The sequence below is a fragment of the Leptospira tipperaryensis genome (genome assembly GCF_001729245.1).
Lineage (GTDB): Bacteria > Spirochaetota > Leptospiria > Leptospirales > Leptospiraceae > Leptospira > Leptospira tipperaryensis.
On sequence record NZ_CP015217.1, the window covers coordinates 1,141,704 to 1,166,329 of the forward strand.

Here is a 24,626-nt window from a genome sequence, read left to right on the forward strand (position 1 = left end):
TTTTGCAATCGGATTGTGATACGGGGAACGTGTGAGTTCCTACTTTTTTAATCTCAAAGCAACGCTTGTTCGAAGAAGAAACGATGGAGTTCCTACTTTTTCAATCTCAAAGCGGCACTTGTTCGCAGAAGACACGATGGAGTTCCTACTTTTTTAATCTCTAAGTGACACTTGTTCGGAGAAGACACGATGGAGTTCCTACTTTTCTCGGGGACGACAGGAGAAGCCCGTGATTGTTCCGACAAACTTTCTCTGAGCAAGATTCTTCTTGCAAAGGTTTGAAGTCTTCCAGCAGAGAAACTTGCTTTTCACTAAATTCTTTGAATCGATCGAAAAAGTGGTCGAGAAAAGTTTTATCTTTAGATTCTTCCCAACTTAAATTGGAGATGGCTTTTCACGGTAGGCCATTCACCTGCGATGATACTAAAGATTACCGTATCTCTCATCGTTCCATTCGGCATAATTCTGTGGTTTCGGATGATTCCATCTTGAACCGCGCCCAGTCTTGCGATCGCTTTTCGAGAAGCATCGTTGAGCCGATGCGTCCTAAATTCGACGGCGATACAATCCAGTTTTTCAAAAGCGTGTTCTAAAAGAAGAAGCTTGCATTCGGTGTTGACCGCGGTCTTTTGAGCTTCCTTTCGATACCAGGTGGTTCCAATCTCCATCCGATTTGCAAAGGTTTCGATGTTCATAAAGCGCGTGCTTCCGAGAATCTTCTGATCGCTTTTTCGTTTTACTACGAAGGGAAGGGAAAGTTTTTCTTTTTCTTCGAGAATGGCTTTTTCTATCCACGCCTTCATTCCCTCCGGAGCAGGGACGTGAGTATACCAGAGTTTCCAGAGCTCTCCGTCTTTTACGGCTTCTATTAAAGAATCGTGATGTTCCATTCTTAGGGGATGGAGTTCCACATGTTCTCCGACAAGGATCGTTGGTTCTGGAGGATAAGAATATTTCATGTCAGTCCTTCTTTTGCTCTGGGATTTTTTTGAAACGTGTGAGTTCCTACTTTTTCAAATCTAAAAGTAGAAATGTTCGTTTGAAGAAAAAGAAGGAGTTCCTACTTTTTTTAAAATTCACAGTCGAACTTTGATTTCCCCGACAAAACTCCCAAAAAAAATCTCCGCTCAAACGACTTTCCATTTGAGTCCGCTCAAAACACGAACGCTCATTCCTCGGAATAATACTGACTCGAGGCTTCTTTTAAAAATTTCTTTTCTTTTCTGGAAAGAGAATCCATTCCACTCTTGGAAATCTTATCGAGAAGAAGATCCACTTCCTCTCGGACAAGAATTTTTCGATTCATCTCTTCTTGCCATTTTTTCATCTTTCTTTTTTGAAGATAACGGCTCAATGAAAACGAAATTGGAATCTTAGACTTAAGTTTATTATAATAAAAGAAATAAAGGGCTCCACCGATCGCACCGCCCGCGTGTGCCATGTGCGCGACGTTTCCGCCAGGACCGGAGAATGCGATGATCAGCATCAAAATGATCACCATGTATTTCGCCTTCAAAGGGAAAAATCCCATAAACAGCAATTCCTGATTCGGCCAGATCAGAGCAAACGCGACTAAAAGACCGTAGATTCCACCCGAGGCTCCGATGATCGTACCTTGATGTAATCCCAAGAGATGCAAACTCCAAGGAAAGAATCCCCCCATAAAACAAGCGAAGAGATAGAACTTAAGAAAGTTTTTTCCTCCCCAGTGATTTTCCAAAATGGAACCGAACATCCAGAGAGAAAACATGTTAAACAGAATATGAAAGAAATTCTGAACCGAATGTAAAAATGCGTAAGTAATGAACTGCCAGACAAAGTAACGATGTGTGATTAGATCCGGCGTTAATCCGAAATAGAGAGTGAGATAATCTCCTACCGTCCAGGAAAGAAGGAGTTGAATCGCAAAAATTCCCCCGTTTAAGATTAAGAGAATCCGAACTACGGGAGTTAGCTCCGGCCCGATTCGATTGTAGATGCCTGTCATAGGGGAACATGATTTCTCCTTAGAATTCGGGAGACAACCGTAAAACGATTTTTCTTATCTCTCTTCTCTTTGACAGAATGTGCGAGATCGAAATCCTGGGTTCAAGGTGATCATCCAGCTTTACGGAACTCGAGGTTCGATTTCCGCCCCTCTCCGTACTACGGAATACATACAAAAGCTCGTTCAAATCCTGGAGATCGTCCGGGATGGAAATCCGAACGTCCTTTCCGATATCGAGAAATTTATTTCCACACTTCCACCGTATCTCACTCACGTAGTGGGCGGTAATACTACTTGCGTTTCCGTTGTCCTTTCTTCGGGGAGAAGAATCGGGATCGACTGCGGGACGGGAGCCCGCGTTTTCGGAGACGAGCTCATGCAGGAAAAATTCGGGAAAGGCGAGGGAAAGATCACATTCTTTTTTACTCACACTCATTGGGACCATATCCAGGGTCTTCCCTTCTTCAAACCCTTGTATATTCCGGGGAATGAACTCCACTTTTATTCTCCCTTCCCCGATCTTTCCGAACGTTTTGAAAAACAACAGGCCCCTGAATTCTTTCCCATTGCATTTTCCGCCCTTGCTTCCACGAAACTCTTTACCTGCCTGCAACCTGGCGAAACTTTGGATTTAGAAGGGGATTGTAAGGCAAGCGTTTATCCTCTCAAACATCCGGGCGGGTCTTTTGCCTACCGTTTGGAAGAGAAGGGAAAGGTCTTTATTTTTGCCACGGATGCGGAATTTACCGGAGAAGATTTTGCTTCCGTTTCGGAGATGAAGCCGTTTTTCCAAGACGCGGATCTTCTCGTTCTGGATTCTCAATATACTTTGGATGAATCCTTCCAAAAATTTGACTGGGGACATACATCCTACACAATGGCCGTAAACTGCGCAGTTGCCTGGAACGTGAAAACCTTGGTTCTCACTCATCACGAGCCCGCGTATGCGGACGACGTTTTGGATATCATTCTTCAGGAAGCGCAGGCGCACGCGGTGGCGCTCGGAAATCATACACTCAAGATCGAACTCGCCGTAGAAGGGAACGAATATAAACTATCATGATTAAAAGTATCGGACTTCATAGAACTTCACGAGCCTTGCTCGTTATCGCCCTCTTAGGGGGTCTCTTTTTCGGTTATATTCTTTCCGAAGTGGACGAAGGGGGAGAACTCGCGATGCTCGCGTCGTATCAGCCCACGACCCCGACCAGACTCTACGATATCAACGGAGTCGTTTTCGCCGAACTCTACAAACACAAACAACAACTTCTCAAATACCAAGACATTCCGCCCCACGTAGTGCAGGCGTTTCTTTCCGTGGAAGACAACAATTTCTTCAATCACTTCGGGATCGATTTTGTTGCGATTCTCAGAGCCGGGATCGTAAACGTTTTTGCGGGAAGAATCAAACAGGGCGGTTCCACTCTCACGCAGCAGTTGGCAAAAACAGTACTTCAAAATAGAAAACGTTCCTTTGCGAGAAAGTTTATCGAAGCCCTCTTTACGCTTCAGATCGAACAAGAATATTCAAAAGAAGAAATATTAGAAATTTATTTTAATCTTATTTACCTCGGACACGGAACCACGGGGATCGCTTCCGCCGCGGACGTTTACTTTCAAAAAGACGTAAGCGATTTGGACATAGCGGAAGCGGCGATGCTCGCAAGACTTCCTAAGGCTCCTGTAAAATATTCTCCATTTAAGAATCCGGCGATTTCGAAAAACGCGCATATCGGAGTTCTCAAGCTGATGGCTTCTCAGGGATATATTCCCGAAGACAAGGTTCAGAGCATTCACGACGATTTCTGGAATAAATACTGGCCCGTAGTCATCACAAAGTCTCCTTCTCAATCGACTTGGGGAAATCGTCTGAACAAGGCTCCTCACTTTACGGAATACGTTCGTCAAAAGCTCGAAAAAGAATTGGGCGAAGACAAGGTTTATACCGGGGGCTTAAAAGTTTATACGACCCTCGACGCTCGCAAACAAGAGATCGCTCAGGAAGAATTGTCCAAGGCGATCAAAAAACACGACGACCTCGTTTCCGGAATCACGGTAAACTATTCCGGAGGAGCGGATCGAGGTTTGGTCGGGCTCTATTATTTGATGGGATCCATCTTCCCGGTGGGAATGCCCTTCGTCAGTAAGTTGGACGAAAAGGCCAACTATCGTGTTTATCTGGAAAGAGAACTCATCGACGCTGCGGATATTCTTTCGATTCTTACGCCGGGTGAAAACGAATCCGCGGCGATTTCCGAATTTCAAAAACAAACCGCGGTTTTCGGAAAGAACCTTCACGTAGAAGGCGCGGCGATCACGATCGAACCTTCCACCGGTTATATTCAAACCATGGTCGGAGGTTACGAATTCACTCCGAAGAATCAGTTCAACCGAGCGACGATGGCGAGACGTCAAACCGGATCCGCGTTCAAACCGTTTGTCTACGGCGCGGCGATTCAAGAGCGCGTGGTCGGAAGCGGAACCGGAATTATGGATGCCCCTCTGACAACTCTTACGGAAGAAGGAGAAGGTTGGTCTCCACAGGATTTCGACGGAGACTTCCTCGGAATGGTTCCTCTCTCCAGAGCGTTATCCTTATCTTTGAATATCGTTTCGGTTCAGGTTTTTCTTCGAACCGGACCGGACGCGGTGATTGATTTCGCCGCTCGACTTACGGGAGTCAATCCTTCTCGTTTTCCTTCCAGTCCCGCGCTCGCTCTTGGAATCGCGGAACTCACTCCTTTAGAAATGGCTCTTGGTTACGCGACGATTGCAAACGACGGAAGAAGAGTCATTCCATTCTCCGTTCGTTATGTGATCGATCAAAGCGGAAACGTCGTCTACAATGAAGAATCTAAAGTTCAGGAAGAACTTCAGAGACAAGCAAAGGACGGAAGCATCCAAGTCATCTCCGAAGGAACGGCCTACATTCTTAAGAAAATGCTCATAAACGTTGCAATGGCCGGAACCGCCGCGATGGGACTCAGAGATCCTGACAAAGGAAACTACCGAGGAATTGCAGCCGGAAAAACCGGATCCACTTCTTCGTTCACCAACGCTTGGTACTGCGGATTCGATCCGAATTACACAACCGTAATCTGGTTGGGGTTTGATAAGAGTTCGATTTCTTTAGGAAGAGGTCAGGCGGCTTCGGTTCTTGCGGTTCCTATCTGGGGAAAGATGTACAATCGTTTTTACGGCGGAGAAAACTATCCGACCTTCGGCGAAGACATTATGCCTGAAGAAGTGCAAGGAGGAGGAACCTGTGCTTACAACGGTTTGTCTCCAAAGCCCGGAGTATGTCCCGTAACTCAGAACCTGAGCTTAAAACCGATCACCGTCGCCGGAGTTACAAAGTCCGTGATGGGGAATCGTCAGTGCGACGGAGAAAGAGATCATCACAAGTCCATGGATTTTAGAGAATTCTTACAGAAAGAATATCAGATCAGTGATGAAGAATTAGGCAAAACAGATCGAAAATTCAAACCAAGGACGGAATAATTCCGTTTTGGAGAATTTCGTTTACAGAATTTTTTCGTTTATAAGGATTGAAACCGAGGCCGGCCTTATAGAGCATCCTAAGCCTCCCAAAAGGAATCATACATGTCTGTAGAAATCAAGGTCCCCGAAATGGGGGAATCGATCACGGAAGCAACCATTGCGAATTGGGTAAAGAAAGAAGGAGAACAAGTAAAACAGGACGAGATCCTGCTGGAACTGGAAACCGATAAGGCGACCATGGAAGTTCCCGCCCCGTCTTCGGGTGTTCTTCAGAAAATTCATAAGAAGGCGGGAGACACTGTAAAAGTAAAAGAGATCATCGGTCTCATTGATGCAGCAGCCGTCGCCTCCGCTCCAACCCCTTCCTCTTCTCCAGCTTCTTCTTCCGCACAAACCAGCACCCCGGCTTCCAACAACGGAAATCTAAACGAAACTCTTCCACCTGCGGTTCGTAAGTTGATCGACGACAACGGTCTCAACGCTTCTTCGATTTCCGGTTCGGGTAAGAATGGACAGATCACAAAAGAAGACGTCTTAAAGGCGATCGAATCCAAAACTTCGGCTCCGACAGCGGTCGCGGCGAAAGCATCGGCTCCCACTCCTGAAATTCCAAAAGCGGTTCCGGTTGCGAGCAGAGGAGATCTTCCGAGAGAAAACACGGTTCCGATGTCTCGTCTTCGCAAAGTAATCGCGGAAAGACTCGTCTCCGCACAACACAACGCGGCGATTCTTACCACTTTTAACGAAGTCGATATGAGCGCCGTGATGGAAGTCAGGAATCGTTACAAGGATAAGTTCAAAGAAGCGCATAACGTGGGTCTTGGTTTTATGAGCTTTTTTACAAAAGCCGCCATTCACGCGCTCAAAACGATTCCTGCGATCAACGCGGAAATTCGCGGAACTGACATCGTATATAAGAATTATTTTGATATCGGAGTCGCGGTCGGCGGACCGAAAGGTCTTGTAGTTCCGATCGTAAGAGACGCTGATCTTTTGAGTTTCGCGGGAGTGGAACAGGAAATCGGAAGACTCGCCAATCGAGTAAAAGACGGAAAGATCGAACTTTCGGAAATGGAAGGCGGAACTTTTACGATCTCCAACGGCGGGATCTACGGTTCTATGATGTCTACTCCTATCTTAAATCCACCACAAAGTGGAATTTTAGGACTTCATAATATAGTAAAACGTGCGGTGGTGGTAAACGATCAAATCGTAATCCGTCCGATGATGTATCTCGCTCTTTCCTACGATCACAGAATCGTGGATGGAAAGGAAGCGGTTACGTTTCTCGTGAAGGTAAAAGAAGCGATCGAAGACCCGACTCGACTTTTACTCGAACTTTAATGAAAGAGGAATCATGTCAGCAGAATTTGACGTAGTTGTGATCGGTTCGGGACCGGGAGGCTACGTTTGTGCCATCCGTTCCGCTCAGCTCGGTTTAAAAACCGCAATCATCGAAAAAAGAAAAACCCTCGGAGGCACCTGCCTCAACGTGGGTTGTATTCCTTCCAAGGCGCTTCTGGATTCTTCAGAAGAATATCATAAAACTCTACATAAGTTGGATGTTCACGGAATTACGGTCGGGAAAGTCGATCTGGACCTGAACAAACTTATGAATCGTAAGGATCAGATCGTGAAAGAAGTCACCGACGGAGTGGACTTCCTCATGAATAAAAACAAGATCAAACGTTACGAGGGTTTTGGAAAGGTTCTTTCCGCGAGTAAGGTGGAAGTCGCATTAAACGACGGAACCAAAGAAGTTCTCACCGCCAAACACGTCGTAGTCGCAACGGGATCGGTTCCGATCGATATTCCGGGATTGACCGTGGACGGAAAAACGATCATCACATCCGATCATGCGATCGACATTCGTAAACTTCCTAAAAAAATGATCATCATCGGCGCCGGTGTGATCGGACTCGAACTCGGATCCGTTTGGTCCCGACTGGGTACCGCCGTTACCGTGGTGGAATTTCTCCCTGGACTCATTTCCAACGTGGATCGTCAGATGGGCTCTCTTCTCGAGAGATCTCTTACTTCTCAAGGGATGGAATTCTTATTTGAACACAAGGTAAAAGGCGCAACCGTTTCTAAGACAGGGGCGAAAGTCACGATCGAAGATTCTAAGGGAGAATCTAAAGAACTCGAAGCGGACGTCGTTCTCGTCGCGGTCGGACGCCGTCCTTTTATCGAAGGTGTGGGTCTGGAAGAAGCGGGGGTTGCATTGACTCCGCGCAAACGGATTCAAATCGACGGACATTATAAAACATCAGTTCCCGGGATTTATGCGATCGGAGACGCGGTCGACGGACCGATGCTCGCGCACAAAGCGGAAGAAGAAGGCGTGGCTCTTGCGGAACTCCTCGCGGGTCAATCCGGACACGTTAATTATGATGCGGTTCCTTACGTCATATATACTTGGCCTGAAATGGCTTGGGTTGGAAAAGGCGAAGAAGAACTCAAGGCTGCGGGAATCGAATATAAAACCGGAAAATCCTTATTCCGTCCGAATGCTCGTGCGAAAGCGATGAACGAGGCGGAAGGACAAGTTAAAATACTAGCGGATAAAAAAACAGATAAGATCCTCGGAGCCTTTGTATTTGGACCGAGAGCTTCCGATATGATCGCAGAGTTGGCGGTCGCTGTGGAATTCGGCGCGTCTGCAGAAGACGTCGCGAGAAGTTTTCACGCACATCCAACTCTTGCGGAAGTAATCAAGGAAGCGGCGATGGCGGTGGATAAGTGGGCGATTCACGCGTGAATCGATTAGGCAGGTTTCAAGAATGAAAATAGAAAAACTCATGGCGCTCTACGGAGAGAACGGTGCTCTCCTAGAAGAACTTTATGATCTTTATAAGGTCAATCCGGAATCGGTGGATAAAGAATGGAAACTCTTCTTTCAAGAAGTGGATACCACCGGATTCTCCAATGGAAACGGTTATACGAACGGCAATGGAAATGGGAACGGAAAATCCGCAGTCGCCACTTCCTTTACGGACGCACAGGCCGGATCGATCCGAGAGATGGGGATCATCAACCTTCTCAACGCCTATAGAAGACAAGGTCACTTAGCGGCGAAACTCGATCCTCTCGGAATTCAAAAACCGAATCGGACTTTTATAGATTCTAAATTGCACAGCATTTCTCCGGCGGACTTAGAAACCGTCGTGGACAGCGATACTTTAGGAAGAGTCAAACTTGCTGAGATCGTAGATCTTTACGAGAAAGTTTACTGCAACACGATCGGGGCTGAACATTTCTATCTCGTCGACGATGTAGAAAGAGAATGGCTCCAAAAAAAGATGGAATCTCCGGAATTCTTAGCTCCGCTTCCGAAGAGCACGAAACTCAGACTTTTCGAAAAATTATTCCAAGCGGATTACTTCGAAACCTTCCTCGCAAAAAAATACGTGGGTAAAAAAAGATTCTCTCTCGAGGGAGGAGAATCCTTCATTCCTCTTTTAGATACGATCGTGGAAGAAGCCGGACATCATCAAATGGACGGACTCGTGATCGGGATGGCACACAGAGGAAGACTTAACGTTCTCGTGAACATCATCGAAAAACCTGCGTCACTCATCTTTGCTGAATTCGAAGAAAAGACCGACAAGGATAATCTGAGTTATGCGGACGTAAAGTATCACTTAGGATATTCCAACAGCAGAATGACGACCGCGGGAAAAGAAGTAAAACTTTCCTTGGCGTTCAACCCAAGTCACTTGGAATGCGTAAACCCGGTGGTAACAGGCTCGGTAAGAGCTCGTCAGGGTTTGATCGGGGACAAGGATCGTGCGAAGTATATGCCGATTCTCATCCACGGAGACGCGGCGTTTGCGGGACAAGGTGTCGTCGCGGAAACTCTCAACCTGATGAACCTGGAAGGTTATACGACCGGAGGAAGTTTTCACGTTGTGGTAAACAACCAGATCGGATTTACTACCTTGCCGGACGAATCCAGATCCACGTTGTATGCAACCGATCTTGCCAAAGGATTTCAGATTCCGATCATTCACGTAAACGGAGACGATCCCGAAGCGGTTTATAGAGTTGTAAAACTCGGAATGGACTACCGTCAGACTTTCAAAAAAGACTTTATCATCGATCTCGTATGTTATAGAAGACTCGGCCACAACGAAACTGACGAGCCTGCATTCACACAACCTAAGATGTATTCCATCATTAAGAATCATCCTCCAACGGTAACTCTTTATGAAAAGAAACTTGTAGAAGAGGGAGAGATCGCCCAGGAAGATCTGGACTTTATCAAAAACGGTTCTATGCACGGATTGGAAGATTCTTTCCAGAGAGCAAAAGAACTAGACGTTAAGATCAGGGTCGATACGATGCAAGGTGTTTGGTCCAAGTTCTCCAAGGTTTCCTTGGATTCCGAACCTGCGACAAAACTTCTGAAAGAACAGATGCAGGGAATCGTGCAGGCATTGACTAACGTTCCACAAGGATTTACTCCCAATTCTAAACTCGTAAAACTTCTTCAGAGTAGAAGAGAGATGGCGGAAGGAAAAATTCCCGTTGACTGGGGTTTTGCGGAAGCTCTTTCTTTTGGTTCGATTTTGGAGAGTGGTTTTAGAATCCGTCTTTCCGGACAAGATTCTCAGAGAGGAACGTTTTCACACCGTCACGCCGTGCTCGTGGACACGAACACAAACGAGAAGTACATTCCTCTGAATCATATTTCCGCAAAACAAGCGAAGGCGGAGATTATCAATTCTTCCCTTTCCGAATTTTCGGTTTTGGGTTTTGAATACGGTTATTCTCTGGCGGATCCGAACGCACTCGTAATGTGGGAAGCTCAGTTCGGAGATTTTGCTAACAGCGCGCAGGTGATCTTCGATCAGTTTATTTCCAGCTCGGAAGTAAAATGGCAGAGACTTTCCGGACTTACGATGCTTCTTCCGCACGGATACGAAGGTCAGGGACCGGAACATTCTTCCGCAAGATTGGAAAGATTTCTGCAGCTCTGCGCGTTGAATAACATGCAGGTTTGTAATCTTACGACCGCGGCTCAGTATTTCCATTTACTCCGAAGACAGATGCTTAGAAATTACCGCAAACCTCTCGTGATCGTAACTCCGAAAAGTTTGCTCCGATTTCCGGCGTCTCTTTCTCCGGTGGAAGATATTCTTCAAGGCGCGTTTAGAGAAATTCTTGTGGATGATAGCGGTTCCAAGGCCGACAAAATCGATAAGGTGATTTTCTCCGCAGGTAAAGTATATTATGATTTAATGAAATACCGAGATGAGAATAAAATCAAAAACGTGGCTCTGGTTCGTGTAGAACAGATTTATCCTTTCGCCGGAAAAGAAATCGAGAACGCGGTCGTGAAAACTTTCAAAACCGCAAAACAATTCGTATGGTGTCAGGAAGAACCTAAAAACCAGGGCGCTTGGTTCTTTGTAAGAGAAAGAATCGAAGACCTGCTTCCTTCCGGTGTTCGTTTGACTTATGCGGGAAGACACGAATCCCCAAGCCCAGCGGCCGGACATATGAAACTACATTTGCAGGAACAAGACCAACTCGTTCTGGATGCGTTTCAAGCCTAAGAAAGAACCAAAATCGAAAGAAGAATTTCCGTGGTTCTTTGAAAAAGCCCGAGAGTAAAATCTTGGGCTTTTTCTTTTTAACGGCAAGCACTGTTTTGTCGTAGTTCCTACAATCCTCCGTAATACAAAAGCGCGCCCCTCCCTGATCTTGGGTGGAGGGGAGAGGTGGCGGGAAAAAGTGGGAAGTTCTCCTCTATCAGAAAATTATACTTTTTTCAAGTAAAATATTTCTCTTCGATTTTTGTAGGAACTCCGACAGACTTTGTTTTTTCAAAAATTTCATTTCAAAATACGTTTCTTGAGAATTTTGAATCGTATCTGAAGTTATTTTTTTCTTTACTGTAACCTTCCTTTGAATCTTTGGAATTCTATCATAAAGATTACGCGAAACGATCCTTAGATTCGAAGGCAGATACGATTTCGACAAAGAGGAACCGGTTACAAATGAAAATAAAACCGTACGAGGAAAAATTTCGAGCGCAGATGATTTCTCTCTGGGAGCGTTCGGTTCGAGATACTCACAAATTTGTTTCTCCGGATGATATAGAGTATTTTAAAACTTTGGTCGCAGGCATCGACTTTCGTTTGTTTCAAGTCTATTGTTGTGTCAACGAAGATGAAAATTTGATCGGATTTATCGGGGTGGCCGAAAATAAAATCGAAATGCTTTTTTTAGAACCGAGACAGATCGGAAAAGGAAACGGCAAAGTCCTCCTCGAATTTGCGATTCAAGATTTAGGGGCTACCGAAGTTGACGTAAACGAACAGAATGTGAATGCGGTTCGGTTCTATTCCAAATTCGGATTTAGAACCTATGATAGGACCGAACTCGATCCAGAAGGAAAAAAATATCCGATTCTGAAAATGAGACTTTCCCTTTCCTGAATTTAAGAACAAAAGAGGAGAAGCCCTGTTCTTCTTTACACTGAATTTGCGAAGTGTCTTCGATTAAAAAAACAATCGAATTTATTTGAGTTCTTTCGTTACCTTTTCTTCGTTTCCTGTAGAATCGTTTCCACAATTTCCGATCTATTCCCCAGGCTTTTGGCTTTTTTTGCATATCGAGCGGCGGAGGATGAATTCCTTAACTTCCAAAAAATTTCCGCGATGTTTGCCGGATAAATGGATTCTTCCGGCGACAACTTTTCGGCGTCCTGAAAGGAGCGGATCGATTCTTCCCATCTTCCCATTTCGTCTAACGCACATCCGACCAAATTGTGAAGTCGACTTCTACCTGCGTGATCGACTACGGCGGCAATGAGTAGATTTTTTTCCGCACGTTTCATTCCTTCTTCCGGTGAACCGGATTTCAACCAATGAAGTCTCGCATCCAAAAAGTGCGCCTCGGCGTCTCCGGGATAATCCAAGAAGATGGAAGCCAATATTTCCTCGACTTTCGAATATTCTTTTTTCTTAATGAGTTCCCAACCTTGAACCAGTCTCTCTACGATTTTTTTGTGTCTCGACTTGTGAATTTCACGATCCGAAAAGGTTCCACTCGGCATGGAAAGTATGAAGTTATCGATTTGGATAATCAGATTTGAAGCTAAGTCCATCGCTTTTCGGTTTTGTTTGAGCTTCGCTGCCAGCGGATCGTTGATGATCGTAAGAGCCCAATTCTTTGCGGTTTCGACGGAGTGTAATACTCCGATCGTATATTTTGGTATTTTAGAAATTTCTAAAATAGATTCCCATCGATTCGGATGATAGAGCAGGAGGGCGGAGATCAGACTTGCCCCGCCGGCATATTCCGGTTGTCTTTTATCCTTTTCCAGGAGATTCTGAAACGTTTTGAATCCGAAATCGGCCGAAACCCACGCGCAGATCTCCGCGGCTTCTCTTTCGTGATGAAAGGCGTTCTCGGGATAAAAATTTAGAATCCGTAGACATTTTTCTTTCCAGAGTTCTTCCTGGCTGGAATCCATTTTTCCCAGACGAAAATATACGTTTGCCAATGCGAAATAGGCATCATCCAGAGTGGAGACGTTAGGATGACGAAGGATTGTGGTCTCTTGTTGATTTAGGAATTCGTAAAGTCCTTCCTCTGAAATTTTTTCGACTCTTTTATCCAGGTCGTAAGGTATAAAATCAAAGGCATCCGAATATTCGTCCGGGCCTTCCAACGTCGAATATGCAATTTTATTTTTCCCTTCGTAACTTCCCCATTGCGCTTCGATAAAGGGGACTAAATCCGATTTCATACTCGTCCAAGTCTGATTCGGAAAAATATGGAGTTCGTCGTGACTGGAGTCCCAGGTTCCATAGAGTTGCAAACGGGGAAGCCAGACGAGTATTTCGGGATCTTCGTCATAAGCCTCGGAATTCTTGATAAGTCCGACTGAGTTTGTATAGTATTGACCTCTCTCTTCCTCTTTGAATGGTCCGATTTTTACGGAGCTAAAATGAAATTCCTCGACGGACGCGAGATCGAACCAACCTTGGGAATCGGTTTCGACTCTTCTTCCTACGCTCAAATCATCTACGAGATCTTGTGGAAGATTTAAAATATTCTGATTTTCTTTCATAGTTATTGTCTCCGATTCAATCGATCGGGTTCCTCTGTTTACCGAGTGTAATGAATCTTTTACGTTGATTCCAGTATAGAATCATCTGAGGAAAATTTCTTCTCCTATTATATTATGATATTCACAGATTCCCCGCGATAGCGATTGAAGCAGAAATTCATGCGGGTCGGACGGATGGTCGGCTTTAAAAGAGATTGAATCCCTTTCGTAAAATCTCGCGGCGTGAATTGGAGCGGAAAGCGCGGCCGCTCGCTTCCTTTGAAATGAATTTCCCGAGCGGATCGCCCAAATTATATTTCGATTTTTGTATATGCTAAAATTTTAAATTATCAGAACGGAATCCGAAGAGTCGTCGTAGTTCCGACAAGCTTTTCCGTGAAACTTGCGCGCCCCACCCTGATTGGGTGGAGGAGGCGGGATCGCGGGAGAAAATCGAGCGACTTTTCTCTATCACAAAATCATAATTCTATCAAGAATCTTTCGCGCCTTTGTTTTGTAGGAACTCCTACAAAACTAGCAGACTGTCATAAAATCGTTTAAAAGAATTTTTGAGAGGAAACGAGGGAGGTTTTGAAAATCAAACTCGCTCTAAAGATTAAGATCGCAATTCTTAGAACGAGTTTTTCGAAATTTTAGAGGATTCCGGTCTTTCTTGCGATCGCGTAAAAGTTTACGCCATATCCAAGGCCGAGAAAATTCTTTGGTGGAAAAAGGTCGTCCGTTTCAGGATTCCATACGTCTTTTACCAACGCTTCTACTGAGAAATCTTTCCCCACGGGGAGTCCTAAAATGCGATCGGGAAGTTGCGGAAATTCTGCCATGTCATACACCTTTTTTTGTAGTTTCAACGAGATCGTAAAATTTTTGAAAGAGATACCTGGAGTCGTTCGGTCCCGGCGCGCTTTCCGGGTGATACTGAACCGTTAGTAAAGGATAACCGGACTTTAATATTCCTTCCACAGTATTGTCGTTTAAATTGATAAACGAAACGGGCTCTTCGATCTTATGATCGTCGATCACCGCAAAACCGTGATTTTGCGATGTGATCTCGACTTTTCGAGTTGATAGATCCTGAACCGGTTGATTTCCACCTCTGTGTCCGAACTTCATCTTCTCGGTTTTTTTTCCGAGAGAAAGTCCTATGATCTGATGGCCGAGGCAGATTCCAAAAAGGGGATATCCTTTTTCCATAATCTTCTTCGTCGCGTCGATCGCGTAATCCAAGGGTGCGGGATCTCCGGGACCATTGGAAAGAAAGAATGCGTCAGTTCCTTCTTTCATAATTTCTTCGGCTGGAGTAAGAGCGGGATAAACCGTAACAGCAAATCCGGTCGTGTCGAGAAGGCGAAGAATGTTCGTCTTCACTCCGTAATCGTAAACCGCGAGTTTGTATTTTTTTCCGGTATTAGTTCCAAAGATATATTTGCTGGAAGTCGTCACAACCTTCGCGAGGTCCGCGTTGATGATTCCTGGAAAGGATTTCACCTTTTCTAAAAAGGAAGGAGAATATTCCGGAGCGATAAAAATCCCTCCGTTCGGCGATCCGTTGGTTCTGATAAAACGAGTCAGCTTTCGAGTGTCGATTCCCTGAATTCCTGGAATCTTATATTCTTTTAAAAATTGAGAGAGGGTTTTTTGGGATTTAAAGTTGGAAGGCCGATCCACGTATTCTTTTACGATCAACCCGCTTGCCTGGATCTTGGAGGACTCCATATTGTCCGGGTGAATCCCGTAGTTTCCGATCATCGGATAGGTCAGGGTGATGATCTGATTGCAATAGGAAGGATCCGTTAGGATCTCTTGATAGCCGGCCATGGATGTGTTGAAGACAACCTCTCCGACCGATTCCGCTTCATAACCGAAGGATTCTCCCTCGATGACCGTACCATTATCGAGAACTAAGAACGCTTTCATCTCATACAGCGTCGATAGGGGTTCGGGCATAGTCAAGGTTTTTCCCCCGCAAATGCAAATCGGTTGAAAAATATGTCCGATTTTCGCGAATGGAAAAGGGGGAAACCCCAATTTAGTTCCTGGAAAATAAAAAGAATGTATAGGCTGACACTGCCCGATCAATCCGTTAAGGAAATCGCCGAAGGTTCTACCTTCCGCGACTTCATCGAAAAAGAATTACCGTTTTTAAAAAACAAAGCGCTCGCTGTACGCCTTAACGGCACGGATATCCAGGACTTATCCCGAACGGTGACAACGGACGCAAAGATCGAAGTATTGACCTATTCCGAAAAAGACGGATGGGAAACCTTTCAACATTCTGCAGCGCATCTTTTAGGAATGGCTGTTCAGAATTTATATAAGAATGCCAATCTCACAGTCGGTCCCGTGATCGAAAATGGTCCCGGATATTTTTATTACGACATCGATTTTGCCGGAACCGTAATTTCACCGGAAGATCTTCCCAAGATCGAAGCCGAGATGGAAAAGATCGTAAAAGCGGATCATACGGTTTGGAGAAAGGTAGTTCCTAAAAAAGAAGCGATCGAGACGTTTCAAAAACTCGGTGAAAAATATAAGATAGAAATCATCGATCAGATTCCGGGCGAGGAAGTTTCCATCTACGGGATGGGAGAATGGTTCGATCTTTGTCGCGGGCCTCACGTTCCGAATTCTGGAATATTAAAATCTTTTAAACTAACCGCGATCTCGGGCGCTTATTGGAAGGCGAACAAAGACAACGCGATGCTCACTCGTATCTACGGAGTTGCGTTTCCTTCCAAAAAAGAATTGGATCAGTATCTCTTTCAAATCGAAGAAGCGAAGAAGAGAGATCACAGAAAGATCGGAAAAGAAATGGATCTTTTCTCTTTTCAAAAAGAAGGTCCCGGATTTCCATTCTGGCATCCGAAGGGAACCATTCTCTGGAACGCGCTTGCGGAATATCTCAGAGGAGAATGTAACAAAAGGGGTTATCAAGAAATCAAAACTCCCGCGGTGCTTTCTTCCGAACTCTGGAAAAAATCCGGTCACTGGGATAACTTTCACGAGAACATGTATTTCACGGACATCGACGAGGAAGACTATGCGTTAAAGCCGATGAATTGTCCGGGGTGTTCTCTCATCTACAAACACCATCTTCATTCTTATCGTGAGTTACCTTTGCGTTTTGCTGAATTCGGAAGTGTGCATCGTCACGAGTTACATGGGGTTCTTCACGGACTTTTTAGAGTGAGGGCTTTCACACAAGACGATTCTCATATCTACGCACCTCTCGAATTCTTAGAATCCGAAGTGATGGATATCATCGACTTTACGTTTACCGTATATAAGAAATTTGGATTTTCGGAATTTAAGACCTTCATCGCAACGAGACCGGAAAAATCTCAAGGAAGAGACGAGGACTGGGAATACGCTACCAACAGTCTCAAGGCTTCTCTGGAAAAAAGAGGAATCCCTTACGCGATCAAAGAAGGAGAGGGCGCTTTTTACGGACCAAAAATCGAATTCAACATCAAGGATTCTATCGGAAGACTCTGGCAGTGCGGAACCATCCAAGTGGATTTTTCCATGCCGGAAAGATTCGATCTGGATTATACGGATAGTGACGGTCAGAAAAAAAGACCGGTTATGATTCACAGAGCGATCTACGGTTCTTTAGAAAGATTCATCGGAATTTTGATCGAACACTACGAAGGAAAATTTCCGCTCTGGATTTCTCCAAACCAGGTAAGAATTTTGACGGTCACCGAAAAAGTAACCGACTACGCGAAAGAAGTCTATCGTGAGTTAGTCGATGCGGGGATCCGAGTGGAATTGGATACGAGAAACGAAAAGATCGGCGCGAAGATCCGGGATTCTATTCTGAAAAAGGCCAACTATCTTCTCGTCTTAGGGGAGAAAGAGCTGGAATCGGGGGCGATCGCGGTTCGAAAACTTGGTCAGGAAGAGACCAAAACCTTAACTCGTTCCGAATTCATTTTGAACCTTCAAGAAGAAATCAAGGCGAGCTGATTCTCAACAAGTTGTAAGGCAAGAAGGTAGGGAGGGGCGTTCACCTCTTGCTTTGTTATTCTTACTCAAAGCCGAGAAAGGTTTTTCGAATGAGAAGATTCTTAAGAGGAGTTTTTGTAAGAGTTCCTACTTTTCCAGACTTCGGTAATCATCTGCCTTCAAAAACTTCGTGTAGGAACTCCCATCTTCCTCGATTACAGAAAGACAATTCTCTGAAAGCTTGGAAAAGGGTAAAATTGAACATGCCAATCTTAAACTACACGGACTTCGAGCGAACTTCTCTAGGATATAGCAAGAATTGCCCTAAGAATGAGAGCTTCGGGAAAATCGGCTTGAAATAAAGCCCAATTCTCCCGAAATAGAGTCAAAAATCGCTTGAAAACAGGCCTAAGAATAAAATCTTGGAAATCTAGCCGGAGAATGAATGCAGAGGAAACCGAGTCAAAAGTCAGCAACTGATAAGCTTTTCAACCATAGGATTAATGAGAAGATCACTGGTGTATCCAGGGTCCGTTTGGTTTCGGATGACGGTGTTGAAATCGTCACTTTCGATGAAGCCCTTCGAAAAGCACGGGAAGAAAATTTAGATCTCGTGGAAGTCTCCGGAGATCAAGAAGTTCATGTTTGCAAGATCATCGACTACGGTAAGTATAAATTCGAGTTACTCAAAAAGAGTAAAGAAGCTAAGAAAAAACAACACGTAATCAACGTTAAAGAAATTAAGATCCGTCCTCGGATCGAAAGTCATGATTACGATATCAAAAAGAAACACGCACAAGAGTTTCTTAGCAAGGGAGACAAAGTAAAAGTAAGTCTCCGCTTCCGCGGTAGAGAGATGATGCACTCCGACCTCGGGATGAAAGTTGTTTATAGAATGGTAGAAGATCTGAAAGAATTCGGTGCCGCAGAAAGAGACCCGATTCAAGACGGAAAACAGATCGTTGTAATTATTAATCCGAAATAAGTTCCAAATAGGACCTAAAGGTAGAGAAGATGCCAAAGTTGAAAACGAACAGAGCCGCTGCAAAGCGTTTCAAGTTCACAAAGAACAACAAAATCAAACGCAAGAGTATGAATACCCGTCACATCTTGACCAAAAAAGGACCGAAGAGAAGAAGACGTCTTCGCGGTTTGACCCTGGTCAACAATTCTGACTGGAAATCAATCGTCAGATTAATGCCTTACGGAGTAAGATAATGCCTAGAGCAGTCAACGGAACAATCCACAAAAATAGAAGAAGAAGAGTCCTCAAGGACGCCAAAGGATTCCGCGGAGCTCGTTCTAAACTTTATAGAACGGCAAAAAGTGCGGTAATGAAAGCGGGCCAGTGGGCCTATCGCGACCGCAAAGCGAAGAAAAGAGATTTTCGTAAACTCTGGATCATCAGAATTAACGCGGCAGCAAGAGAAAATGGTTTGTCTTATTCCGTATTCATGAATTCCCTAAAGAAACTGGGAATTGACATGAATCGCAAGTCCCTTGCAGAGCTGGCTTTTAGCGACCGGGAAGTTTTCAACGCCCTCGTTGAGAAAATCAAAGTAGCCGGATAATCAATCCTGCTTGACCAGAATCGTCGGCCCTGTAAGTTTACAGGGCTTTTTCTGTTTTCAGAGAACGTTTTTTAAGGAGAATCAGGTATGCTCACTATGGAGACCATTGAAGAATTAGAAAGCAAGGTCATAAAAGCCCTAGAACTCATCAGTGACCTTCGCGCTGAGAATGGTCGCTTAGAATCTGAAAACGAAACTCTTCGCGCAGAAAATGACCAGATGAAACTGGCGATGGAAGAAAAGGAAAAAGAACTTTCCTCTCTCCGTGCACAACTTCAAAAAACTACTACCGAGCTCAACGAACTCAAAGAAAGAGAACAAAAACTCGAAGGAAAGATCAATCAGCTCTTGGGCAGATTGGATTCTATCCCTGCGAGCGGAGGAACTACCGCTTCTTCGGCTCCCTCTCCTTCTTCGAGCGCGGCTCCGATCGCCGCTGCGACTGCAGCCGCCGCAACCGTAGCTGCAGCGTCTAACGTGGACAAAGAAGGCGCTTCCGCAGAAGACGAGTTTGGCGAAGACGACGAAATCATTCTTTTGGACGAGGAAGACGACGATATTTCCCTCATCACCGAAGTCCCCGATAAGGACGAGGATATCATTGAAATTTCCGAAGACGACGAAGCGGTGGAAGACTTCTCCCCTCTTGCTTCCGGAGACGATGACGACGACATTATCATAGAAGATGACGACGACGCGATCAGCGTTTTTGACGCAGACGAAGACGATGATTTTCTGATCATCGAAGACGATCCTAAATCCTGAGTTGGTCGATGGAGCCCCGTAGGGTAAAAGTCAGAATCCTCGGTGAGGAATATACGATCCTCGGCGAAACGGGCGAAGACTATATCCAAAACCTTGCCGATCAAGTAGATCGGAAGCTCAGAGAGTTGGGGGCCGGTATGCCCGGCGCTTCCCGACAAAAATTAGCAATCCTAGCCGCGCTCAACTTTGCAGACGAACTCCAACAAGTGAAAGAAACCAAAAACGAACCTTCCTCCCCGACTACCACGGGAACAGGAGAAATCGAAGAAAAGACCCGCAAGCTGATTACGATGTTGGAAGAAGGAATCATTGGCGACCTTTGATTTTTCTCATTTTTGAAAATTGATCTCTTAGAAATTCTCCTTTGAAATTACAATCCCGAAACGCACTCAGAACGCTTCTTACTCTTTTGGAAGAAAGAGAACAGAAGGACCGCGAAATCCTTCGTATGTTAAAAGAAGTGACTGCGGACGCCAAGAAGATCATCGCCTATTCTCCCGATAAATGGGAAGTCAAGGTGGATCCGAACGTTCTCGGATGGAATTCTTCCGATAAGGAAATTTATTTCCCGAAGATGATGGATCAAAAGTTGGAGTTCCTATTACCCGAAGCATGGGAATCGGGACCTTTCGGAATTTCGGAGCCGGTGGGAACTAAGACATTGGATTTCCACGAAGCCGATTTGATTGTCGTACCTGCCTTAGGTTATGATGATCTTGGATATCGTCTTGGACGCGGCGCGGGCTTTTATGACAGAACTCTTTTCGATGTAAATCCGAGTAAATTAATCGGACTTACATACGAGGAACTCTTTCCGGCACACTTTGACAAAGAGAAGCACGACATAAGAGTGGGCCGAGTGATAACGGAGAAAAAAATCTATCAAATCGTCTGAAAAAGCGGTAAAATACTGTCTATTTCCAGATACGGTGAAGAATTTTTAGGTTTAGAGATTTCTTTCTTTCGAAATTTCTTGAAAAACAAATCGCACTCTGTTTTATATATTGATCCTGGATTTTGCATGGAGAACCATCTGGTAAATAATCATGGCCTCATTTGATAACCGACAATACCTCGAATCCTTGGAAGCGGATAAAACCACTGAGTCCCAAAAAGAATATTTAACGTTCAATGTGGAACAGGAGATTTTCGGAATCGATATTTTAAAGATTCACGAGATCTTAAAACCGGTTCCGATCACAAGAATTCCGAACGGTGACGATTATATTTTGGGAGTGATTAATCTTAGGGGAGAGATCATTCCGATATTAGATCTGAAACAAGTTTTCGGAATCGGTTACAGCGAAATCATTCCTTCCACTCGTATCATCGTCGTCGTGCACGAAGAAAAACGCGCGGGAATTCTCGTAGATACTGTGAAACAAGTAGTCAAGATTCAACACGATAAGATCAGTCAGGCGACGGACGACCTGACTCTCAATTATAGTTCTTTGATCGAATCCGTCAGCCAGGCGGACAACACTCTGATACTCAATTTGAATCTATCCGTCCTGATCCACTTTGAACAGGAGGCAAACTAATGGCTGGAATTCTCGGTGAATACACAGAACTCTTTTTAGAAGAATCCGAAGATCAGATCGAAGAGCTTAACGCAAATCTTCTCAGACTCGAAGCAGATCATAGAAATCTTTCGATCATCAACGATATCTTTCGCGCGGCTCACTCCTTAAAAAGTTCCGCTGCCTTCGTAGGTCTTTATAATCTCTCCGATCTATCTCATAAAATGGAGAATCTTCTTCAACTCGCAAGAGACGGAAAAATCGACGTCAAACTTCCTCTCGTAAATCTTCTCTTTCAGTGTTTTGATTTGATCAAGTTCGTGATTCGAAACGTTGCCGAAGGAAAAAAAATCGATACTCCGTTTACGGAGATGATTCAAAAATTAGACGTCTACGAAAAAGATCCCGCATCTTTTACCGGAGTTGCAAAAGCTCCCGCGACTCCCGCTTCCGTAGAAACAAAATCGGCTCCCGTTTCGGAAACTCCGGCTCAGCCGGTCGTAGCTCCGACTTCGGCACCCGCAAATGGAATAAAAGGAAATTCTTCCAACACTCTGGATGTTCAGTTGGAAGCGGAAGAAGCGAGAGAACTCGAAGAAGAAATTCGCAAGTCGGGAAAATGTCTGAAGATCTCAGTGACCTTGGGAAAAGATTCTCCGATGAAAGGGCTTCGTTTTTCTTTGATTCTCCAGAACTTAAAAAATCTCGGAGTGGTTTATAAATCCATTCCGGATCTTGAAGAATTGGAAAAGGGCGTCGACGTAACTTCGATCGCACTTTTATTCTTATCCTCCGAATCGACCGAGCAGATTCGTCAGGCGGCAAACGTGGACATGGTGGAATTTCTCGACGTCCAAGAATACGTTCCCGTCATTCAGGAAGAAACCGCAGTTTCGAGTTTCAAAATGGACGACGATATGGCCGCGTCCGAGTCCAGGGTTACATTAAAAAGTATTAAAGTATCTTCCGATAAACTGGATCAACTCATGAACAACGTGGGCGAGTTGATCATTACAAACTCCGGTTTTCAAAGAATCTACGACGACCTGGTTCGTATCTTCGGTGAAGATCAGTTGTTCAACGATCTCAAATCCAGAATCGATCTTATCAACCGCATTTCCAAAGAACTTCAATCGGGAATCATGAACATTCGTATGGTTCAGATTTCCACGGTCTTCCGAAGATTTTCGAGACTCGTTCGAGATCTTTCTCTGGAAACCGGTAAAAAAGTAAACTTAATCTTAAACGGAGAATCCACTGAGTTAGACAAGAAGGTCATCGACGCGTTAGGCGAGCCTTTGCTCCACCTTCTTCGTAACTCCGTCGATCATGGAATTGAAACTCCCGCGGAAAGAGCGGCCGCCGGTAAATCCGAAGTCGGAACCGTGGAACTCAATTCTTACCAAGGTGGTAGTAATATTATGGTCGAGATCCGCGACGACGGACGCGGTTTGGACTCGGACAAAATTCTTCGCAAGGCGATCGAGAAGGGACTGATCGGCGCGACGGAAGCCGGCAATCTCACGGAACAGGATATCTTTCAGTTTATATTCCAAGCCGGATTCTCCACCGCTGATAAGATCACGGATATCTCCGGTCGCGGCGTCGGTATGAACGTCGTCAACAATCTCATTCAAGAATTCAAAGGTAAGATTCTGATCAACAGTACGAAGGGGCAGGGAACTTCTTTCGTTCTTTCCTTTCCACAAGCGCTCGCGATCATTCCTTCCATCCTCGTTCTTATGGAAGAAGAAGTTTACGCGTTTCCTCTTTCCGAAGTCAACGAGACGATCAAAATTCATAACGACCAAATTACGACCCTCGAAGGAAACGAAATCATCAATCTCCGAGGAGAAGTCCTCCCGATCTACAGACTCAATCGTATCATCGGACTTCAAGACAAAACCGATCGCGAAGAATTCCCTGTGGTCATCGTTCAATACAAGGGAAGAAAGCTCGGCTTTATGGTCGACGAACTCGTCGGCAAACACGAGACCGTCATCAAATCCCTCGAGAAGAATTTTAAAAACGTCAACGGTCTTACCGGTGCTTCCATCATGGGAGATGGAACGATCATTATGGTCTTGGACATTCCAGGGATCGTGGAAATCGCTTCCGAACTCGAAGACTCCGATGCGGTCGTTCACTACCATCTCGAAACGATGCAAAGAATCAGTTCGATTCATTCTGCGGATCGGGAAGAAGAACTTTATATTCAAAAGACGACGAATCCTACAAACGTCTACAATCACAAACTTCACGAGATCACAAACCGCGAACGTCTGAAAAAGAAAAAAACGGAAAGATCTCGGGACACAAAACGGATCGGCGTAGAAAAAGAAGAAGTCCACCGAGAAGAAAAAGAATTGGCCGCGGCTCTCAGCGTCGAAATGAAAGCTCCGGTCGAAAGACAAATCCCTTCTTCCGAAATACCGGATTCTCCATTTACTCCGATCGCTCCTACGATCACTTCTTACTCCGATACGCCTTCTCCTTCCAAAAAACCGTTCGTTACTTCCGAAGAGGAATATCGTTCGCATATCACGGACATCGCCCTCGATCAGTCCGCGAGCGCCGAAGAACAAAAACGTGCGAAATCGATCATCGATAGTTTTTTAACTCAGAAAAAAGAAAGAACGATGTCCGTCGGTCCTTCCAAGGATTTCAAAGGCGCTCTTTCCAAAGAAGAACTCAAAAAACTGGAGAACGTAGTCAACACCGGAATGATGAACGCAGGTATGGTTCTTTCCCAACTTTTGAAAAAGAACATCGATCTTTTTATTCCTGAAATCAATCTGAACGATAGAGACGATCTCGCGGAAGAGATTCGTTTTTCGGAAGATCATTTCTACGGTTTGAAAATTCGGATGAACGGCGATCTCAACGGAAATCTTCTCATGATGTTCTCTCGTGAAAACGCGGGCAATCTCGCGCGGGAACTTCTTGGTTCGGAGCCGATTCCGGGAGAAGGTCTGAACGACGACGCTAAGTCCGTTTTGAGCGAAATCTCGAACATCGTTTGTTCTTCCGTCATGAACTCGATTTCAAACAAGGCGAAAGCTACCGTAATGCCTTCCGTTCCCGAATTTTTAGAAGGAACCTTTATGCAGGTTCTGGATGTTGTAAAACCGGAAAGAACGAAATTCTTAAGTATGCTTACCGAATTCAATCACGAAGGAAACGATCTTTTGGGAGTTCTTCTCTTCCTTCCGGATTTTGACGAACTGATCCAGTTGCTTCCGAGGTTCTGA

The 24,626-nt window shown here is 44.9% G+C and carries 20 protein-coding genes; 15 read left to right on the forward strand and 5 right to left on the reverse strand.

From position 1 onward, the window contains the following. Positions 1-359: 359 nt before the first annotated feature. Both A0128_RS05445 and A0128_RS05450 read right to left on the reverse strand, forming a co-directional pair. The gene (locus A0128_RS05445; protein WP_069606580.1) at positions 360-959 is read right to left on the reverse strand and encodes a GNAT family N-acetyltransferase; all 600 of its coding nucleotides are present in this window, start codon (positions 957-959) and stop codon (positions 360-362) included. A gap of 209 nt (positions 960-1,168) precedes the next feature. Further along, complete coding sequence (locus A0128_RS05450) at positions 1,169-1,987, reverse strand: rhomboid family intramembrane serine protease (RefSeq protein ID WP_069606581.1); 819 nt, start codon at positions 1,985-1,987, stop codon at positions 1,169-1,171. A gap of 106 nt (positions 1,988-2,093) precedes the next feature. On the opposite strand from A0128_RS05450, the gene A0128_RS05455 reads away from it, so the two are divergent. The 6 genes from A0128_RS05455 (at position 2,094) to A0128_RS05485 (ending at position 11,934) form a co-directional block, all read left to right on the forward strand. Further along, complete coding sequence (locus tag A0128_RS05455; protein ID WP_069609142.1) at positions 2,094-3,050, forward strand: MBL fold metallo-hydrolase; 957 nt, start codon at positions 2,094-2,096, stop codon at positions 3,048-3,050. Further along, complete coding sequence (locus A0128_RS05460; RefSeq protein ID WP_069609141.1) at positions 3,050-5,488, forward strand: penicillin-binding protein 1A; 2,439 nt, start codon at positions 3,050-3,052, stop codon at positions 5,486-5,488. The genes A0128_RS05455 and A0128_RS05460 overlap by 1 nt, the downstream gene beginning before the upstream one ends. A gap of 102 nt (positions 5,489-5,590) precedes the next feature. Beyond that, positions 5,591-6,832, forward strand: coding sequence for a 2-oxoglutarate dehydrogenase complex dihydrolipoyllysine-residue succinyltransferase (odhB, locus tag A0128_RS05465; protein WP_069606582.1), 1,242 nt, complete (start codon positions 5,591-5,593; stop codon positions 6,830-6,832). 13 nt (positions 6,833-6,845) lie between these two features. Further along, entirely contained in the window at positions 6,846-8,249 is a 1,404-nt protein-coding gene (lpdA, locus tag A0128_RS05470) for a dihydrolipoyl dehydrogenase (RefSeq protein ID WP_069606583.1), read from the forward strand. A gap of 22 nt (positions 8,250-8,271) precedes the next feature. Then, positions 8,272-11,049: a 2-oxoglutarate dehydrogenase E1 component gene (locus A0128_RS05475; RefSeq protein WP_069606584.1), complete on the forward strand. Its 2,778-nt coding sequence runs from the start codon at positions 8,272-8,274 to the stop codon at positions 11,047-11,049. Positions 11,050-11,493: 444 nt separating this feature from the next. Then, the gene (locus A0128_RS05485; protein WP_069609143.1) at positions 11,494-11,934 is read left to right on the forward strand and encodes a GNAT family N-acetyltransferase; all 441 of its coding nucleotides are present in this window, start codon (positions 11,494-11,496) and stop codon (positions 11,932-11,934) included. Between the two features lie 98 nt (positions 11,935-12,032). Here A0128_RS05485 and A0128_RS05490 read toward each other — a convergent pair whose 3' ends face one another. The 3 genes from A0128_RS05490 to carA all read right to left on the reverse strand — a co-directional run bounded on the left by A0128_RS05490 (position 12,033) and on the right by carA (position 15,488). Then, positions 12,033-13,574: a tetratricopeptide repeat protein gene (locus A0128_RS05490; protein ID WP_069606586.1), complete on the reverse strand. Its 1,542-nt coding sequence runs from the start codon at positions 13,572-13,574 to the stop codon at positions 12,033-12,035. A 632-nt stretch (positions 13,575-14,206) separates the two neighbouring features. Next, the gene (locus A0128_RS05495; protein ID WP_069606587.1) at positions 14,207-14,395 is read right to left on the reverse strand and encodes a hypothetical protein; all 189 of its coding nucleotides are present in this window, start codon (positions 14,393-14,395) and stop codon (positions 14,207-14,209) included. Position 14,396: 1 nt separating this feature from the next. After that, the gene (gene carA, locus A0128_RS05500) at positions 14,397-15,488 is read right to left on the reverse strand and encodes a glutamine-hydrolyzing carbamoyl-phosphate synthase small subunit (RefSeq protein WP_069609144.1); all 1,092 of its coding nucleotides are present in this window, start codon (positions 15,486-15,488) and stop codon (positions 14,397-14,399) included. A 135-nt stretch (positions 15,489-15,623) separates the two neighbouring features. Between carA and thrS the strand changes: the two genes are divergently transcribed. The 9 genes from thrS (at position 15,624) to A0128_RS05545 (ending at position 24,626) form a co-directional block, all read left to right on the forward strand. Further along, positions 15,624-17,540, forward strand: a complete 1,917-nt coding sequence (gene thrS / locus A0128_RS05505; protein WP_069606588.1) for a threonine--tRNA ligase — start codon at positions 15,624-15,626, stop codon at positions 17,538-17,540. A gap of 424 nt (positions 17,541-17,964) precedes the next feature. Next, the gene (gene infC / locus A0128_RS05510) at positions 17,965-18,504 is read left to right on the forward strand and encodes a translation initiation factor IF-3 (RefSeq protein ID WP_069606589.1); all 540 of its coding nucleotides are present in this window, start codon (positions 17,965-17,967) and stop codon (positions 18,502-18,504) included. A 29-nt stretch (positions 18,505-18,533) separates the two neighbouring features. Next, complete coding sequence (gene rpmI / locus A0128_RS05515; RefSeq protein ID WP_002765180.1) at positions 18,534-18,737, forward strand: 50S ribosomal protein L35; 204 nt, start codon at positions 18,534-18,536, stop codon at positions 18,735-18,737. Beyond that, positions 18,737-19,090, forward strand: coding sequence for a 50S ribosomal protein L20 (gene rplT, locus A0128_RS05520; RefSeq protein ID WP_069606590.1), 354 nt, complete (start codon positions 18,737-18,739; stop codon positions 19,088-19,090). The genes rpmI and rplT overlap by 1 nt, the downstream gene beginning before the upstream one ends. An 87-nt stretch (positions 19,091-19,177) precedes the next feature. After that, a complete protein-coding gene (locus tag A0128_RS05525) occupies positions 19,178-19,855 on the forward strand; it encodes a coiled-coil domain-containing protein (protein ID WP_069606591.1) in 678 nt (225 codons plus the stop codon). An 8-nt stretch (positions 19,856-19,863) separates the two neighbouring features. Beyond that, entirely contained in the window at positions 19,864-20,178 is a 315-nt protein-coding gene (locus A0128_RS05530; RefSeq protein WP_069606592.1) for a cell division protein ZapA, read from the forward strand. Between the two features lie 41 nt (positions 20,179-20,219). Continuing rightward, a complete protein-coding gene (locus A0128_RS05535) occupies positions 20,220-20,750 on the forward strand; it encodes a 5-formyltetrahydrofolate cyclo-ligase (protein WP_069606593.1) in 531 nt (176 codons plus the stop codon). Positions 20,751-20,901: 151 nt separating this feature from the next. Continuing rightward, a complete protein-coding gene (locus A0128_RS05540; RefSeq protein ID WP_069606594.1) occupies positions 20,902-21,396 on the forward strand; it encodes a chemotaxis protein CheW in 495 nt (164 codons plus the stop codon). Continuing rightward, a complete protein-coding gene (locus tag A0128_RS05545) occupies positions 21,396-24,626 on the forward strand; it encodes a chemotaxis protein CheW (protein WP_069606595.1) in 3,231 nt (1,076 codons plus the stop codon). Before A0128_RS05540 ends, A0128_RS05545 begins: the two co-directional genes overlap by 1 nt.